At 65.7% G+C, this 16,230-nt stretch carries 16 protein-coding genes; 4 read left to right on the plus strand and 12 right to left on the minus strand.

What is annotated here, in order from left to right; all coding sequences use genetic code 11:
- Both MSZK_RS27105 and MSZK_RS27110 read right to left on the minus strand, forming a co-directional pair.
- The coding region (locus tag MSZK_RS27105) for an ABC transporter permease (protein WP_233211536.1) at nt 1–704 on the minus strand (704 nt) is incomplete at its 3' end.
- Nucleotides 705–757: 53 nt separating this feature from the next.
- Nucleotides 758–1,780, minus strand: a complete 1,023-nt coding sequence (locus MSZK_RS27110) for an MlaE family ABC transporter permease (protein WP_371411395.1) — start codon at nt 1,778–1,780, stop codon at nt 758–760.
- Nucleotides 1,781–2,200: 420 nt separating this feature from the next.
- Between MSZK_RS27110 and MSZK_RS27115 the strand changes: the two genes are divergently transcribed.
- The 4 genes from MSZK_RS27115 (at nt 2,201) to MSZK_RS27130 (ending at nt 5,989) form a co-directional block, all read left to right on the plus strand.
- A complete protein-coding gene (locus MSZK_RS27115; protein ID WP_099251626.1) occupies nt 2,201–2,872 on the plus strand; it encodes a TetR/AcrR family transcriptional regulator in 672 nt (223 codons plus the stop codon).
- 3 nt (nt 2,873–2,875) lie between these two features.
- A complete protein-coding gene (locus MSZK_RS27120) occupies nt 2,876–3,547 on the plus strand; it encodes a TetR/AcrR family transcriptional regulator (protein WP_099251627.1) in 672 nt (223 codons plus the stop codon).
- Nucleotides 3,548–3,684: 137 nt separating this feature from the next.
- Nucleotides 3,685–4,836, plus strand: coding sequence for an acetyl-CoA C-acetyltransferase (locus tag MSZK_RS27125; protein WP_099251628.1), 1,152 nt, complete (start codon nt 3,685–3,687; stop codon nt 4,834–4,836).
- 1 nt (nt 4,837) lies between these two features.
- Nucleotides 4,838–5,989 carry an acyl-CoA dehydrogenase family protein gene (locus MSZK_RS27130; protein ID WP_099251629.1) on the plus strand — a complete coding sequence of 384 codons (1,152 nt, stop codon included), beginning with the start codon at nt 4,838–4,840 and terminating at the stop codon, nt 5,987–5,989.
- Between the two features lie 172 nt (nt 5,990–6,161).
- On the opposite strand, the gene MSZK_RS27135 is transcribed toward MSZK_RS27130, so the two are convergent.
- From MSZK_RS27135 to MSZK_RS27180, 10 genes are all read right to left on the minus strand, one after another.
- The gene (locus MSZK_RS27135; protein ID WP_099251630.1) at nt 6,162–7,769 is read right to left on the minus strand and encodes an FAD-dependent oxidoreductase; all 1,608 of its coding nucleotides are present in this window, start codon (nt 7,767–7,769) and stop codon (nt 6,162–6,164) included.
- A gap of 39 nt (nt 7,770–7,808) precedes the next feature.
- Nucleotides 7,809–8,000 carry a ferredoxin gene (locus MSZK_RS27140; RefSeq protein WP_099251631.1) on the minus strand — a complete coding sequence of 64 codons (192 nt, stop codon included), beginning with the start codon at nt 7,998–8,000 and terminating at the stop codon, nt 7,809–7,811.
- Nucleotides 8,000–9,373, minus strand: coding sequence for an aldehyde dehydrogenase family protein (locus tag MSZK_RS27145; RefSeq protein ID WP_371411396.1), 1,374 nt, complete (start codon nt 9,371–9,373; stop codon nt 8,000–8,002). Before MSZK_RS27145 ends, MSZK_RS27140 begins: the two co-directional genes overlap by 1 nt.
- A 14-nt stretch (nt 9,374–9,387) precedes the next feature.
- The gene (locus MSZK_RS27150; RefSeq protein WP_099251633.1) at nt 9,388–10,179 is read right to left on the minus strand and encodes a coniferyl-alcohol dehydrogenase; all 792 of its coding nucleotides are present in this window, start codon (nt 10,177–10,179) and stop codon (nt 9,388–9,390) included.
- A gap of 12 nt (nt 10,180–10,191) precedes the next feature.
- On the minus strand, nt 10,192–11,469 hold the full coding sequence (locus MSZK_RS27155; protein ID WP_099251634.1) for a cytochrome P450: 1,278 nt from the start codon (nt 11,467–11,469) through the stop codon (nt 10,192–10,194).
- A complete protein-coding gene (locus MSZK_RS27160) occupies nt 11,466–13,010 on the minus strand; it encodes an acyl-CoA synthetase (RefSeq protein ID WP_099251635.1) in 1,545 nt (514 codons plus the stop codon). The genes MSZK_RS27155 and MSZK_RS27160 overlap by 4 nt, the downstream gene beginning before the upstream one ends.
- A gap of 4 nt (nt 13,011–13,014) precedes the next feature.
- Entirely contained in the window at nt 13,015–13,419 is a 405-nt protein-coding gene (locus MSZK_RS27165) for an SCP2 sterol-binding domain-containing protein (RefSeq protein ID WP_099251636.1), read from the minus strand.
- A gap of 555 nt (nt 13,420–13,974) precedes the next feature.
- Nucleotides 13,975–14,427: a MaoC family dehydratase gene (locus MSZK_RS27170; protein WP_099251637.1), complete on the minus strand. Its 453-nt coding sequence runs from the start codon at nt 14,425–14,427 to the stop codon at nt 13,975–13,977.
- Nucleotides 14,428–14,437: 10 nt separating this feature from the next.
- On the minus strand, nt 14,438–15,508 hold the full coding sequence (locus tag MSZK_RS27175; RefSeq protein ID WP_233211537.1) for an LLM class F420-dependent oxidoreductase: 1,071 nt from the start codon (nt 15,506–15,508) through the stop codon (nt 14,438–14,440).
- Nucleotides 15,509–15,516: 8 nt separating this feature from the next.
- Entirely contained in the window at nt 15,517–16,230 is a 714-nt protein-coding gene (locus MSZK_RS27180) for a hypothetical protein (RefSeq protein WP_099251639.1), read from the minus strand.

The following is a 16,230-nucleotide window of genomic DNA, read 5'->3' on the forward strand; positions in this document are numbered from 1 at the left end:
TCGCCAACCCCCACCGGCCCACCCGAGGCGAAATAGCCGTAATAGCAGTGGATCAGGGTCACGGCCGTGCAGTAGACGACCGCCTTCAGCAACGAGTAGGCGATGTCGGACGGTGTCAGGAATTGCACGAAGTAGTGGTTGTAGGTTCCCCCCGGCTGGTCGTAGAGCACTCGGATCACGGTGTCGGAGGTGATGAAGCTGACGACCAGGGTCAGCAGGAATCCAGGGACGACGCAGACCAACCCACCGACCACTCGGGTCCCGACGACGAACGGAATCGACCTCAGACCCATGGCTTCGGCGGCGTCGATCTCGTCGGCGATGCGCATCGATCCGATCTCGGCGGTCATGCGACAGCCGGCTTGGGAGGCGAAGGCGACGCCGGCCACCAGCGGAGCCATCTCGCGCACGTTTCCCCAGCCGCCGATGACACCGGCAAGCGGGCCCAGCCCGATCAGGTTCAGTGTCGCGAATGCCTCGATCGCGACGATGGCGCCCACCGTGATCCCGAGGATGGCGAGCACACTGATCACGCCACCGTCGACGATGATCGAGCCCCGTCCCCAGGCGAGGTTGTTCACCACCTGGAGGGTCTCGCGCCGGTAGCGGCGAACGGTGATGGGCAGCAACCAGATCGTCTGGGCGATGAACACCACCCACTGGCCGGCGGTTCGGAATGCCTCGGCCAGGGCAGTTGCCGGCACTTGCAGTAGTCGAGTGAAAGTCGTTGCCGCCGAAGACGCGACCGAGGACGCCATCACGCGACCGCCATCGGGAAGAACATCGTCTGGATCTGAGTGATCGCCAGGTTGACGACCACGATCAGCAGCACGTTGAGGACCACCGACGCGTTGACCGCATCAGCGACGCCGCGGGGGCCGCCCTTGGCCTCCATACCCCGTTGGGACGAGATCACGGCGACGATGGTGGCGAAGGCGAACCCCTTGCCCAGGGTGAACCAGACGTCGATCATCTTGGCGAACGAACCGAATGACAACCAGAAGCTGCCCGGAGTGACGTCATTGACCAGCGTCGCGATCAGGAACGCCGCGCCCACCCCCATGGCGATGACGATGACGACCAGGATCGGGGTGATCGCCAGCAGCGCCAGGAATCGCGGGACCACCAACCGCCTGACCGGGTCGATGCCGAGGGTCCGCAGCGCGTCGAGTTCTTCACGGATCGCCCTGGCCCCGAAGTCCGAGGCGATCGCCGAGGCGGCCGCCCCGCCCATCAGCAGACCCGCCGTGACCGGCGCGCCCTGGCGCAGCACGGCCACCCCGGTCGCCGAACCGACCAGGGAATTGGCTCCGACCTCGTTGACCAGACCCGAGAGCTGGACCGCCACCATCGCCCCGAACGGGATAGCCATCAGGACCGCAGGCAACGCTGTCACCTTCAGCAGCGACCAGGCCTGGATGATGAGCTCACCGAACGGCAGCCGTAGCGTAAGGGTGTCGGTCACGGAATAGCGGATCACTCTGGCGCCCAGCATCACGCAGCGTCCGGTGGTCGCGGCACTGCGCACCGGGATCGTGGCGATCTTCGCCATGAACTTGCCCCCGGCCGTGCGCGCCGCCGCCCGACCCGAGCGTCGCGGGCGTCCGACCGATGGCGCGACGGCACTGGTCGGCTGCGACGAACGATTCATCACCGCGACTGCACCGGGGTGGGATTTGCCGTTGCCCTCGGCGAGCCCCAGGGTTCCTTCGGATTGTCCGGTCACGGGCACGCCGCCACCGCAGTCGGCCACCGCCGGCACCGCCGCCACCCGTCGCACCCGTTCAGGTTTGCTCCCCGGTCAGGAGGCTCGCTAGCACGCGACCACTCTGATTACTTCTAATTAAAATTAAATTTACTGAACAAAAAAATTTTGGCCTGCCGGAATGAGCAGATTGAATCCCGGTGCCGGTCCCTTCATGGCTGACCACCGCTGGTCTCCCGTCATCGAATTCGTCATTGTGTCTGCTTAACGCGCCAGCACCGCACGCTGTTCTAGCGTCAGCCAACACGCTCCGCAGCGCCCGACCGGGCGTACATCTCGGCGTCAAGGGACCCTATCGTATGGCGTAGGTCATAGTGCGTCAACCTTCCAAAGCGGTTATGCGGGCGGCCTTGCGGCGATCCGGACACCACGGCAACGTTTGCCGGCGCGCTTGTACCGACCCTTGGGAACCATGCCGCGACCTATGATGTTGCGATGGCCAGGCGGACCCTTCCCTCGCGGCATACCGCCGATGGCGCGACCGATGACGTGGCCGCCGAATCCAAGTCGGCGCTCACCCGAGCCCGCATCCTGGATGCTGCCGCACATGTGCTGTCCACCAAGGGATACGCGGGCCTTCGCCTCACCGATGTGGCCGCCAGCGCGGAATTGCAGGCACCGGCGATCTACTACTATTACGCCTCCCGGGACGAACTCATCGAAGAGGTGATGTGGGCCGGCATCGCGAACATGCGCAAGCACGTGATGGCCGCACTGGAGTCCCTGCCCGACGGCACCGCTCCCCTGGATCGTCTGCTCGCCGCGGCCGAGGCGCACCTGCGCCACGAACTCGAGATCTCGGACTACACGACCGCGGCCATCCGCAATGCGGGTCAGGTCCCGACGGCGATCCGCAAGCGGCAGATCCGCGAGGAAGAACGCTACGGCGAGGTATGGCGGGGTCTGCTCAACGATCTTTCCCGGGAGGGCGGGTTGCGGCGCGAATTCGATCCCTACGTGGCGCAGATGTTGGTTCTCGGTGCGCTGAACTGGGCGGTGGAGTGGTGGGATCCGCGCCGCGGCTCGATCGAAGCCGTCGTCGACAACGCTCAATGCCTGATCCGGCATGGTCTTTCCACAGCGGCGGGAACCGACCAATATCATTGAACGATGGCTAGAAAATCCGCGGCAGGTGCCTCCCCCGACTCCGAGTCGAAGTCACAACGCACACGTCAGCGCATTCTCGACGCTGCGGCACACGTGTTGAGCGTGAAAGGGTTCGCCGGGACAAGGCTGTCGGATGTCGCGGAATACGCCCAGTTGCAGGCTCCGGCCATCTATTACTACTTCTCCTCGCGCGAGGACCTCATCGAAGAAGTGATGTTCTGCGGCATCAGCGATATGCGGCAGCATCTGCAAGAGACCCTCGACACGCTACCCGACGGCACACCGCCGTTGGACCGCATCATGGTCGCCGTGGAAGCGCACCTGCGACATGAACTGGAGCTCTCCGACTACGCGACGGCCTCCATCCGCAACTCGGGTCAGATCCCCGATCACCTGCGCAGTCGAGAGCGCAAGGAGAGCGCGGCCTACGGCCGAATCTGGCAGCGACTGTTCGACGACGCGGCCGCGGACGGTGAGATGCGCGCCGACCTCGACCCGAGGGTGGTGCAGGGCCTGGTGCTGGGCGCACTCAATTGGGCTGCGGAATGGTGGGATCCGCGGCGCGGCTCCCTCGACAGCATCGTCGCCAACGCCCAAGGTCTGGTGCGTAGCGGGATCAGCTCGCCCCCCAAGACCAGCGCCGCTCGCAAGCGATCCTCGCGCACGACCGGTTAGCTGTCAGCCCGCGGGAGCCCACGTCGAGCGTGGGCGTAATCGGTGAAGCCACTGATGATCCTCGACGGGATGCCACACGCTCGGCGATCAAGGCCGCCCGGTTCGGATCGTTTTTGATTCTATGTTAAATTAATCTGGTGACCGAGGCATTCATCATCGACGCTGTACGAACTCCGGTGGGCAAGCGCAAGGGCGGCCTCGCCGATGTGCATCCCGCCGACCTGGCCGCCCATGTCATCAAGACAGTGGTGCAGCGCCACGACATCGATCCGGCGGCAATCGACGACGTCATTCTCGGCTGCCTGGACAACATCGGCGCCCAGGCGGGTGACATCGCCCGCACCGCGGCGCTGGCGGCCGGACTGCCCGAATCCGTCCCCGGCGTCACGATCGACCGCCAGTGCGGATCTGCCCAACAGGCAGTGCATTTCGCGGCTCAGGGCGTGATGAGCGGCACCGCGGATCTGATCATCGCGGGCGGCGTGCAGAAGATGAGCCAGTTCCCGATCCTCAGCGCTTTCGGTGCCGGCGAACCGTTCGGGTCGGTCGACCCGTGGACAGGCTGCCAGGGTTGGCTGGATCGCTACGGCGCCCAGGAGATCTCACAGTTCCGCGGCGCCGAGCTCATCGCGGAGCACTGGAAACTGTCGCGCGAGGACAACGAGCGTTTCGCGTTCGCCAGCCATCAGCGTGCCCTCGCCGCCATCGCCGAGGGCCGGTTCGAACGGGAAATCACCCCGATCGCCGGCATCAGCATCGACGAGGGTCCCCGAGCCGACACGTCATTGGAGAAGATGGCCGGCCTGCCCACTCTGGTCGAAGGAGGGGTGCTGACCGCGGCGGTGGCCAGCCAGATCTCCGACGGCGCGGCCGCGCTGATGATCGCCTCCGCGGCCGCCGTCGACCGCTTCGATCTCACACCGCGGGCCCGGATCCACCACATGTCGGTGCGCGGTGCCGATCCGGTGATGATGCTGACCGCCCCCATCCCCGCGACCCAGCATGCGCTCAAGCGCACCGGCCTGTCCATCGCCGACATCGATGCGGTCGAGATCAACGAGGCCTTCGCCCCGGTCGTGCTGGCTTGGCTGGCCGAGATCGAAGCCGACCCCGACACGGTCAACCCCAACGGCGGCGCCATCGCGCTGGGCCACCCCATCGGCTGCACGGGGGCACGCCTGATGACCTCGCTGCTGCACGAGCTGGAGCGCACCGGGGGTCGCTACGGCCTGCAGACGATGTGTGAGGGCGGCGGGCAGGCCAACGTCACCATCATCGAACGGCTCTGAGATGCAACGCACGCTGTACCACGCCGACCACGAGGCCTACCGCGAGACGGTGCGAGAGTTTCTCGCCCGCGAAGTCGTTCCCCATCAGGATGATTGGGATCAGCACCGGTGGATTGACCGCTCCGTCTTCGCCCGTGCGGCCAAGGCGGGAATCTATGCGCTGCAGATCGGCGAGGAGTACGGCGGTGCCGCGGAGCCCGACTACCGCTATCGCATGGTGGTGTGCGAAGAGGTGGCCAGGATCAACGCGCTGTCCTTCGGCGTGACCGTCAGCTTGCAGGACGATCTCGTGCTGCATTACCTGCTCGACCTGACCAACGAGGACCAGAAGCAGCGCTGGCTGCCCGGTTTCGCCGCCGGCGAGATCATCGGCGCGCTGGCGATGACCGAGCCTGGCGCCGGTAGTGACCTGCGCGGGATACGCACGACGGCTCGGCGCGACGGCGATCGATGGATCCTCAACGGCCAGAAGACGTTCATCTCGAGCGGAATCATGGCTGACGTCGTGGTGGTGGCCGCGCGCACCGATTCCACTGGCGGATCAGGCGATTTCAGCCTGTTCGTGGTGGAGCGTGACTCCCCCGGCTTCGAACGCGGGCGCAAGCTCGACAAAATCGGGCTTCCCGGTCAGGACACCGCGGAGTTGTTCTTCCACGATGCGGTGGTTCCAGCCGCCAACCTGCTCGGCGAGCCGGGACGCGGACTGCAGTATCTGATGAGTCACCTGCCGCGCGAGCGCCTCGGGGTGACCGCGGAGGCGATCGCCACCACCCGGGCGATCTTCGAGCTCACCGTCGATTACTGTCAGTCCCGCCAGGCGTTCGGCGGCCCGTTGACCGACAAGCAGCATGTGCGCTTCGAATTGGCCGAGATGGGCACCGAGATCGACATCGCCCAGAGCTACGTCGACTCCTCTGTGCTGGCCTACAACGCGGGCGAACTGACTCCGGTGGACGCCGCGAAGGGCAAGTGGTACGTCAGCGAGCTGCAGAAGCGCGTCATCGACCGCTGCCTGCAACTGCACGGCGGATACGGGTACATGACCGAATACCCGGTTGCGCGCGCCTATCTGGACACCCGGATCAAGACGATCTACGGCGGCACCACCGAGATCATGAAAGAGATCATCGGCCGCGATATCGCCGCTTCCTGAGCGCCGGCGCACCGACGTGCGCCCACTGTCCGCCGTAATGTAGACGATCCCGCCAGGTCAGCTGGGGTATGCGCAGCAGCGTCCGCGGCTGGCCGAACTGCACCCCATGTTTACTTCCGCGGGAATCGCGCGCTCCGGAGCGGACCCGGTCAGCGCACGCGGTGGCCCGGCGTCACCGCGTGATACCGGACGTCGCCGCGGCCACCAATTCGGTTGTGTCAACGAGCTTCACCCGTGGGCGGTCCGTGCCTGCTGCGCGGTCCCGCTCGGCGGCATCGATCGATCGCCAGCCTCGCCAGTCGACGACCGCCACCCCGCGTGAGAGCAGCAGCGCGTCGATGTCGCTGTTGGAGCCGACACGTCGCGTCAGCCGGCCCGCCGCAAAGTCGTCGAACAGCGCGCCGACAGTCTCCTGAGCGCATCCACGATTGGTGCCGATGACACCACGTGGGCCCCGTTTGATCCAGCCGGCGACGTACACACCGCTCAGTAACCCCCCGTCGGACACCACCCGGCCCTCGTCATTGGGCACCACGGAGCGCGCAGAGTCGAAGGGAAGACCCGCAATCGGTACGCCGCGGTAGCCGATCGACCGCAGTACCAGGCTGGTGTCGATCGTCTCGTGCTCCCCTGCCGGCGCCGACGTATCGCGCACTCGCAGACCCTCCACACGGCTCGCACCGACGATCTCGACGGGTGTGATCGAGAACCGGAACACCAGCCGCTTGTGTCCGGCGACGGCCGGTCTGGCCTGGTATCCGGCGGCGATGTCGTACTTGAGCGCACCTTCGAAGTCGTCCTCCGGACGCCGGCCGAGATCGCCGTCGACGACGACGTCGACCCCGTCGAGTTCGCCCACCGCGAGGAACTCGCCGACCGAGAACGCCGCGTCCGCGGCGCCGCGCCGGGCCAGGATCACGACCTCCTCGACGCCCGCGGTCGTCAGCTGCTGCAGCGCATGATCGGCGATATCGGTGCGCGCGAGGACATCCGGTGCCATGAGGAAGACCCGCGCGACATCGAGAGCCACATTGCCGTTGCCGATGATCACCATGCGCGGTGAGCCGAGGTCGAGGGTGTCGCCGGCGCGGTCGGGATGGCCGTTGTACCATGCCACGATGTCGGCGGCGGCGTGATGGCCGGGCAGGTCCTCACCGGGGATGCCCAAATCCGCACTGGCAGTGGCGCCGACGGCATAGATGACCGCATGATGGTGGGCCAGCAGCTCGTCGTGGCTGATATCGGAACCGACCGCGACGTTGAAGTAGCACCCGGCTCCCGGGCCGCACAACGCCGGCTCGAACACGCTGACGACGTCCTTGGTGCGTTGGTGGTCCGGCGCCACGCCGGACCGGATCAATCCGAACGGCGTGGGCAGCCGCTCGAAGACGTTCACCTCGACACCGTCAGTGGCCAGGAGTTCGGCCGCGGCGTAGCCGGCTGCCGGGCCGGATCCGACGATCGCGACACGCAGCGCGCCGGGCTCGACCGCCGGACGCACCGGCGGCGGTGGCACCGCCCGCGTCGCGAGCGGCCGGCGGGCGAAGAAGTCGGCGTTGATCTCCCGGAACCGCTGCTGTGCCTGCGGCAGGTCGTCCTCGTAGTAGATCGCGCCGACCGGGCATACCTGCAGGCACGCCCCACAGTCCACACAGGCTGTCGGGTCGATGTAGAGCATCGGGCTGCCGGCACCGTCGGGGACGGGCCGGATGCAGTCGACCGGACAGGCCGGCACACAGCTGGCGTCGGTGCAGCAGTTCTGGGTGATCACGAAAGCCAAGACAGTCTCCTGGGTGGTAATGCATGAAATCCGGGTCGATCAGTTCTCGATCGACAGTGCCCCGGTCGGACAGCTCGACACCGCGTCCTGCGCCGCTGCCCGCTCGGATTCGGGAGGTTCGGGGTCGATCACCCGCGACTGACCGTCGTCACCGATCTCGAACACCGCCGGGGCGGTCATCTCGCACAGCCCGATTCCCGAGCATTTGGTGCGGTCGACATGCACACGCATCAGAACAACTTCCTCATCAGCTTGAGCGCGCGATCACTGTACGGCGGATAGACGATCGACGGATCGGGCCGGCTCGGCTTGGCCAGCACCGCGCGCCGGTGTGAGAGCGCCTCGAACCCCCATTGGCCGTGGTAGGCGCCCATCCCGCTGGCTCCGACCCCGCCGAAGGGCAGCTGGGGCACCAGGCAGTGCATCATCGCGTGATTGACGACCGCGCCGCCCGAGGGCGTGTGATCGATGATGTCCCGCGCCTGCCGAATGTTCTTGGTGAACACATACAGCGCCAACGGTTTCGGTCGGGAGTTGACGAACTCGACTGCGGCTGCAGTCGATTCAACCCGCATGATCGGCAGGATCGGGCCGAATATCTCGTCGGCCATTACGGCGTCGCCCGGTGAGGGATCGACGATCACCGTCGGCTCGATCCGAAGATCGGCGCGCCGCGAGCCCCCGCCCGCGACGACGGTGCCACTGGTGGACGCGATGAGCGCCGTCAGACGATCGAACTGGCGCTCGTTGACGATGGGCAGGGTCGGAGCGCTGCGGAATTCCGCGATGTTGGCGACCACCTTGGCCGCCAGTTCGTCGGCAACGCCGGCGTCGGCGAGCACGTAGTCGGGAGCAATGCACGTCTGCCCGGAGTTGATCAGCTTGGTGTAGGCCAGCCGGCGGGCCGTGACGTCGATATCCGCGTCGGCGGCGACGATCGCCGGGCTCTTGCCGCCCAACTCCAGGGTGACCGGGGTCAGGGTGTCGGCGGCCGCGGCCATGATTTTGCGGCCGATCTCGGTGCCACCGGTGAACAACGCGTGGTCGAATCCGGACGCCAGCAGATCCTGGGTGGTCTGGGCATCGCCCTCGACCACCCGGATCGCGTCCGGATCCAGGTAGTGCGGCACCAGTCGCGCGACCAGAGCCGATGTCGCCGGCGCGAGTTCCGACGGCTTGATGACGACACCGTTGCCTGCCGCCACGGCCGCCACCACCGGCCCCATCAGCAGGTAGAACGGATAGTTCCATGGTCCGATCACCAGGACGACCCCCAACGGGTCGTACTGGATCCAGGCCCGGCCGGGACGCTGAGCCATCGGGAGTGAAACCCGTCTGCGACCAACCCACTTACGCAGATGCTTGCGCGCGAACGCCGCTTCGGCCTTGGTCGACGCGACGTCTCCCAACCACGCTTCCACCGGGGTACGGCCCAGATCGGCGGCCAGGGCCTCGGCGATGTCGGCCTCGCGTTCGTCACACAGCCTCTCGATGCCCTGCAATTGCGCCAGCCGCCAGTCGAGTGAGCGGGTCCGGCCGGTGGCGACGGCGCGGCGGATCTCGCTGACCACCTCACCGGCAGTACGGGGTGCAACGTCGTGAATCGTCACGGCAACAGTCAGATTTCGGGTGCCGGGACGACGCCGGAGGCAACTGCTCCGCTGATTCCGCCGTCGACTGCGATCGCCTGGCCGTTGACCCAGCGCGCGGCGTCGGAGGCCAGGAACAGCACCAACTCGGCGATGTCCTCGGGCTCGGCGTGGCGGCCCAGCAGTTCCTTGAGGCCGTCGAGGGTGTCCTTGCCCATGGTGTCCTCGAAGTCGACCAGGATCGGCGTCTGCACCGGGCCGGGCAGAACCGCGTTGATCCGGAAGCCCATCTGCGCCATCGCCAAACCCATCGACAACGCGTAGACGGTGGTGACCTCCTTGGAGAAGTTGTAGGCATTGCCCTGCTGCGGATTGGCCTTGTACCAGGCGGCTCCCTCCTCGAAGGTGTCGGTAGCCAGCAGGTCGCGGATCACCCCGAGGCGCTCCGGCCAGCCGAACCCGGCCGTCGACGACACGATCGTCACCGACCCGCCGGGCACCAGCCGGTCGAAGAACGCTTCGGTGAGATGGCGCACCGCAAGGGAATTGACCGCGAATACCAGCTCGCTGGCGGCCGTGCCCGGGATACCCGCGACGTTCAGCAGGCCGTCGTAGTCACCGTTCAGCTGTTCGAGCGCCGCGTCGATGCTGCGTGGATTGGCCAGGTCGACCTCGATGTGTGCCTGCACGGGCGCAGTCGGGGTGTTGCGGTCCAGGCTCGTCACCTCGGCGCCGAGCGCCAGCAGTTGCTCGGCGACGGCGTGGCCGATCCCGGAGGCAGCGCCGGTGACGACGTATCGCCGGCCGGAAAAGGAAGCCATGTGGGTTGTCTCCTAGTCGAGGGTGTAGGGCAGGTGCTTGACCGCGGTGATGAAATTGCCGGTCAGATATTCCGGCTCGCCGACACGCAGATTCGGTGCGCGGAAGATCAATTCGCGGAAGATCGACTCCAACTGCATCTTGCCCATGAAGGCACCCATGCAGAAGTGCGGACCGCCGCCCCCGAACCCAACATGAGGGTTGGGTGTGCGGGTGATGTCGAACTCGTAGGGGTTGGTGAACACCCGCTCGTCGCGGTTGGCCGACGAATACACCATCGTCACCCAGTCGCCCTTGCGGATGTGCTGACCGTGCAGCTCGGTGTCCTGGGTCGCCGTGCGCCGGAACGTCATCACGGGAGTCGTCCACCGGACGAACTCCTCCATGGCCGGCTTGATATGACCGTCGAAATCCCTCTGCAACAACGCCTTCTGCTCGGGGAACCGGTCCAGCGCGATGGTGGTGAAGGTAGTCGTCGTCTTGGTGGTGTCGTTACCGGCCACCGACAACAGGACGAAGTAGGGACCGAGTTCGTCGTCGGTGAGCTTCCTGCCGTCCACCTCGGCCTGGACCAGGGAGGTCATCAGGTCGTTCTCCGGTTTCTCGCGGCGGGCCTGGGCCAGTCCGATGCCGATCTCCAGCAGCCCGACCATGGAATCGGTGAGCACCTCGGCGGGTTCGCGTCCGGCAGCGACATCGGGGTCGGCCCAGGCCACCATGCCTTCGGCCAGCCGGGCCGCTTCGTCACGTTGCTCTTCGGGAAGGCCGAGCATGTCGTAGATCGTCCACATCGGCAGCCGCTTGGAGACCTGCTCGACGAAGTCACCCTCTTTCGTGCTGAGCAGATCGTCGACGATCGAACGGGCCTGATGCTCGATCTGGTCTTTGATCTTGGCAACCTGACGCGGCGTGAACACCGAGCTGACGAGCCTGCGCAAGCTCGAGTGCTTCGCACCGTCCATGCCCAGGAACGACTGAATGGCGTCGAGCATCTCTTCGGGGACGGCTTCGAAGGTGATGCCCTGGCCCGAGCAGAAGAGTTCGGGGTTCTTGCTGACGTAACAGACATCCTCATGGCGGGTGACCACCCAGACACCGTCGATCTCCGGTTCCATCATCGAACCTTGGATCGGCCGGTGCCAGCTGACCGGTCGTTCATCGCGGAGGATCTTGAACGCCTTCTCCCGCTCGTCGAAGCTCTGCGCCCAGAATTCCAACGACGAGATGCTCACCGGGTCATAGGGTGGCCGTTCGGCGGCTGTCGACGACGCGATGTCGGGCTGGACGCTCATGCCGATGCCTCCACATACCGTGCCTTCAGAATTCGTTTCACGAGTTTTCCTGTCTCCGATCGGGGCAATTCGTCGACGAAGTCGACCGAACGTGGTGCCTTGAAGTGGGCAACGCGCTCACGCACATAGCCGATGATCTCGGCGGCGAGTTCGTCAGACGGCGCGACGCCGTCTCTCAGTTGCACCACTGCCTTGACCTGTTCGCCCATCTCGGCGTCCGGCACACCGATGACTGCGGCGTCGAAGACCATGGGGTGCAACGCCAGAACGTTCTCGACCTCTTGCGGATAGATGTTGACGCCGCCCGAGATGATCATGAAGGACTTGCGGTCGGTCAGGAACAGGTAGCCGTCCTCGTCGAGATAGCCCATGTCGCCGACGGTGGCCCAGTTGTCATGGGCAGGATGGCGCGAGCCCGCGGTCTTCTCCGGGTCGTTGTGGTAACTGAACGAGGGTTGGTCGCGCTCGAAGTAGACCAGTCCGACCTGCCCGGTGGGCAGCTCGTGGCCGTCGTCGTCGCAGATGTGGGCCACCCCGAGCACGGCCCGGCCCACCGAACCACGCTTGTTCTCCCATTCGGCGCTGGACATCACGGTCGTACCGTGGCTCTCGGTCGCACCGTAGTACTCGGTGAGAATAGGTCCCCACCAACGGATCATCGCGTCTTTGACCTCGGGCGGGCAGGGCGCACCGGCATGGACGGCCAGCCGCAGCGACGAGACGTCGGCCTGGGCCCGCAGCTGATCGGGCAGCTGCAGGAGCCGGACGAACATCGTCGGCACCATCTGGGTGATGGTGACCCGGTAACGCTCGATGGCGGCCAGGGCCGCGGCGGCGTCGAACTTCTCCATGACGACCACGGTGCCGCCGAGGGCGTGCACGGCAGCCGACCACTTCAGTGGTGCCGCATGGTAGATCGGCGCCGGCGAGAGGTAAACGTCGGCGCTGGTGACGCCGAATACGTGCTGGAGCATCATGGCGATCAGGTCGACACCTGGCTCGTCGACCGAGACCGCAGGCATGGCCAGCTTGATTCCCTTGGGATGGCCGGTGGTGCCCGACGAGTACAGCATCTCCGCCCCGCGCGGCTGAGTGTCCGGCTGCCTCGGGTCACCGGAGTCACGCAAGTCCTGATATGAAGCGAAACCGTCTACAGAGCCACCGAATGCGTAGCGGTGGTGCACCTGCGGCACCTCGGGGGCGACGCCACCGGCCAGCGGCGCCAGCGCCGCCGAGACGAACAGCACCTGGGTGCCGCTGTCGAGGAGGATGTGCGCGATCTCTGCGGCCGCAAGGTGCCGGTTCACCGGCGTGATGTAGAGACCCGAGCGCAATGCCGCCCAATAGATCTCGAACACCTCAGGAGTGTTGTCGCTCAGCACGGCGATCACGTCACCGGGCTGCAGTCCCAATCCGCGCAGCGCCGACGCCAGCTGGGTCGAACGCTGGTCGAGTTCGCCGTAGCTCAGCGTCCGGCCGGTGCCGGCCATGATCACCGCGGGCCGCTGGGGGTCGATGGCCGCATGGGTTCCCGGATACATGGCGCTAGACGATCAAGTCGGTGCGGCCGTCGTCCTGAAGCCGGGCGAGGTACGTCGGGTAGAGCTTCTTGCCCAGCGGTGCGAGCTTGAGCAGGCTCGCCACGTTGCCTTGTACAGTGATCTTCTTCTTCGCCATGGCCAGCGGCAGGTTCACTTTGCCCTGCCAATAGGCGTTGCCGGTGTCGGCAGTCATCGACATCGTGGCAGTCGGTGCGCTCCCCCCGGCCACGCCCTCCCGGGTCGACTTGTTGGCCATGTCGATGACGACGACGGCGTTGGGATCGGTGAAGTCGAATGCCACCACCAAGCCGGTCGCCACGAGCTTCGGACCGATCTCCGGGTCCTCGAAGGCCGCCTCGAAGATGCCACCGATGTACTTCGCCACCTCGGCAGAGTCGGTGAACCCCATCGTTCTCCTTAATTTATTTTCAATTCAAAACTGTAGGTGTGAGACTACCGTGTCGCGACAGTCCGTGATGGCCATCGTCACATCCGGGTCTGCACAAGTCAACCTTCGGGTCGCCCCGAGAAGCCCTTTGCGATATGCCTTCCCGCCCTCTCCCCCGCCCCAGGCAACGGCCGACCCGGATTGCGCGCCGTCGCGCCGAATCCAGGTTCTCTGCACCTGGCGCGGTCCCGCCTTCGCGCTGTGCCTGTTCGGCGGCTGGGCGCCATCGGCATGGCATCGCTCACCGATCGTCGTCCCAGACCGGTCTTCCCGCGTCGGGTCGGGTCGGTTATTACAGTCTCTGGGGCGCCTTGCTGTTGCTGCTGCGTGCCATCGAGCAGGAAGCCGACGAAACCCTGGGCGATCCCACTTCGCCCAGGCTGTAGCCACCGTCACCGATACTCGAACTTCTGCGCGACAGCAGCAGTTTCGGCGCTGGCGTCAGGACCCCGACAAGAACGACGACATCACGAACACGACCCAGACGTTGAGCGGGCCGAGCCGCCATCGGATCGTTCACCCGATATAGCGGACGATCGATTCGATCACCGCCGCCGGCTTGACACCACCTTCGATCTCGACGGTGGTGACCATGGTTGCTTGTACGGCGGTGTCGACGCTGGTGACCTCGGCGATGGTGCAGCGGGCGCGTACCTTCGCACCGACCGGGACCGGATGCACGAAGCGCACTTTGTTGAAGCCGTAGTTGATGGCCATCGTCACGGCCTCCACGGTGTAGAGCTCGTGCATGAATCTAGGCAGCAGCGACAACGTCAACAGACCGTGGGCGATGGTGCTGCCGAAGGGACCGCAGGCGGCGCGCTCGGGGTCGACGTGAATCCATTGATGATCGTCGGTGGCACCGGCGAACATGTCGATACGGTCCTGAGTGATCTCCACCCACTCGGTGGGCCCAAGCTCCTGTCCGGCGGCGGCCGCAAGTGCGTCTAGGCCGGTAAACACGTACATCTGTCTCCTCTCACGCGACAGCGTTGCCGCTGGCGACATCGGCCACAATGCCTTTGACGGTGGCCATCTGGGCTACCCGATCCTCGTGAGTCGCGGCCAGCGGTTCGGCCAGCACGCAGGTGACACCGGCCCCCGCCAGCGCTGTGACACGTTCGCCGATGTGCTCAGCAGGTCCGATCAGCGAGATACCGCGAACAAGGTCGTCCGGCACCGACGCGGCGGCAGCCGCTCGATCGCCGGACAGGTACAGGTCCTGAATGACTCTGGCCTCCTGCGCAAAGCCGTAACGCGCGGCCAGCATGTTGTAGAAGTTGTGCCCGCGTGCCCCCATCCCGCCGATATAGAGTGCGGCGTGTTCGCGCACCGAGCGCCGGGCCTGCTCCGCCTCCGCTTCGGTCTCCGTGATCAGCAGCGGCATTTGCACGACTATGCCCAACGGGCCGAGTGCCGGATCTCGGCGAGCGGTGCCGGCCTTCACCGCTTCTCCGAAGGCCTCATCGAGCCGTTCAGGGTAGAACAGGAATGGCTGCCACTCCTCGAACAGTTCCGCCGCCAGTTGCACGTTGTTGGGCCCGATCGCCGCCAGCCCCATGGGGATACGGTCACGCACCGGATACCCGATAATCCTGAGCGCCTTGCCCAGGCCCGATCCACCATCGTCGGGCGCCAGCGGCAGGGTGTAGTACTTGCCGCGATAGTCGGTGGGCTCTCGCCGCCAGATCTTTCGGCAGATCTCGACGTGCTCCCGGGCGCGGGCGACGGGAGCGTCGTATTTGACACCGTGGAATCCTTCAACAACTTGTGGCCCCGACGCACCGATGCCCAGGACACACCGTCCGCCGCTGACGAGGTCGACTCCCGCCGCCGTCATGGCCAAGTTGGTGGGGGTACGTGAGAACATCGGCAATATGCCGAAAGCCAACTCCGCGCTGGTTGTGCGGGCGGCGACGTAGCCCATCAGGCTTACGGCGTCGAAACTGTACGCTTCGGCGATCATCACCCGGTCGACGCCGGCCGCTTCGAAATCGGCGAGTCGATCGACGGTTTCGAGGAAATCCGCTCCGAAGTACTTCAGCGGCATGCCTAGTTTCATCGAAATTCCTCGGCGGTTGACGACGATGGTTGTCCGACGGGGCGATCCAGATCGGCGTTGCGCAGCACCATGCCCATGACGACAAGGAATGCCGCGTAGGCGAACAGGGCCAGCCAGAAGACGAAGACACCCCGCCACGAGAAGGCGCCGTCGTGGAAGAAGAATGCCAACACGTCGGGGATGAATGCGGCCGCCACCCAGAAGTTGAAATAGCCGACCCACCTCGGCAGCAGGGCCTTCTTGTCCCCCAGTATCGCCGCGCCGATCGCGATGTTCTGGATCATGAACGGCGCGATCGGCGTCAGGAACAGCAGCCAGGCGATGTCGTTGAGGGTGAGCGTCAGTTCCGGCGTCCGGTCGGGCCGGAAGGCGATCACCGCCATCAGCAGCATCGGCATCAGCAGCAGGACTCCGGTCGCCGCACCGGTGACCGTCTGGATGATGGTCAGCAGCGGCGAGCGGCCCTCGATACGCAGCAGGGTCAGTGAGATCAACGCGATCAGCGGGAACACCAGGCAGACACCGAGTTGCGCGATCACCAAGCCGATCAGCACCCGGGTGTCGTGGCCGTAGAAGGCCACTACCTCCTCGGTCGTGCTGGACGAACCGAGTGGCAGCGGCAGGACACCGGCGATGAGCCAGCCGGTCAGCGCGACCACGACCGTCGCAGGCCCTGACCATGCGCACAGCCGCTTCAGTGTTTCCGACAT

The sequence above is a fragment of the Mycobacterium sp. shizuoka-1 genome (assembly GCF_002723835.1).
Taxonomy (GTDB): Bacteria; Actinomycetota; Actinomycetes; order Mycobacteriales; family Mycobacteriaceae; genus Mycobacterium.

What these genes read in the sequence shown, in the direction of transcription:
- MSZK_RS27115 (WP_099251626.1), top strand. Translation starts at nt 2,201, where the DNA reads ATGGCCAGGCGGACCCTTCCCTCGCGGCATACCGCCGATGGCGCGACC.
- MSZK_RS27120 (WP_099251627.1), top strand. Translation starts at nt 2,876, where the DNA reads ATGGCTAGAAAATCCGCGGCAGGTGCCTCCCCCGACTCCGAGTCGAAG.
- MSZK_RS27130 (WP_099251629.1), top strand. Translation starts at nt 4,838, where the DNA reads ATGCAACGCACGCTGTACCACGCCGACCACGAGGCCTACCGCGAGACG.
- MSZK_RS27140 (WP_099251631.1), bottom strand. Translation starts at nt 8,000, where the DNA reads ATGCGTGTGCATGTCGACCGCACCAAATGCTCGGGAATCGGGCTGTGC.
- MSZK_RS27150 (WP_099251633.1), bottom strand. Translation starts at nt 10,179, where the DNA reads ATGGCTTCCTTTTCCGGCCGGCGATACGTCGTCACCGGCGCTGCCTCC.
- MSZK_RS27155 (WP_099251634.1), bottom strand. Translation starts at nt 11,469, where the DNA reads ATGAGCGTCCAGCCCGACATCGCGTCGTCGACAGCCGCCGAACGGCCA.
- MSZK_RS27160 (WP_099251635.1), bottom strand. Translation starts at nt 13,010, where the DNA reads ATGTATCCGGGAACCCATGCGGCCATCGACCCCCAGCGGCCCGCGGTG.
- MSZK_RS27165 (WP_099251636.1), bottom strand. Translation starts at nt 13,419, where the DNA reads ATGGGGTTCACCGACTCTGCCGAGGTGGCGAAGTACATCGGTGGCATC.
- MSZK_RS27170 (WP_099251637.1), bottom strand. Translation starts at nt 14,427, where the DNA reads ATGTACGTGTTTACCGGCCTAGACGCACTTGCGGCCGCCGCCGGACAG.
- MSZK_RS27175 (WP_233211537.1), bottom strand. Translation starts at nt 15,508, where the DNA reads ATGCCGCTGAAGTACTTCGGAGCGGATTTCCTCGAAACCGTCGATCGA.
- MSZK_RS27180 (WP_099251639.1), bottom strand. Translation starts at nt 16,230, where the DNA reads ATGTCGGAAACACTGAAGCGGCTGTGCGCATGGTCAGGGCCTGCGACG.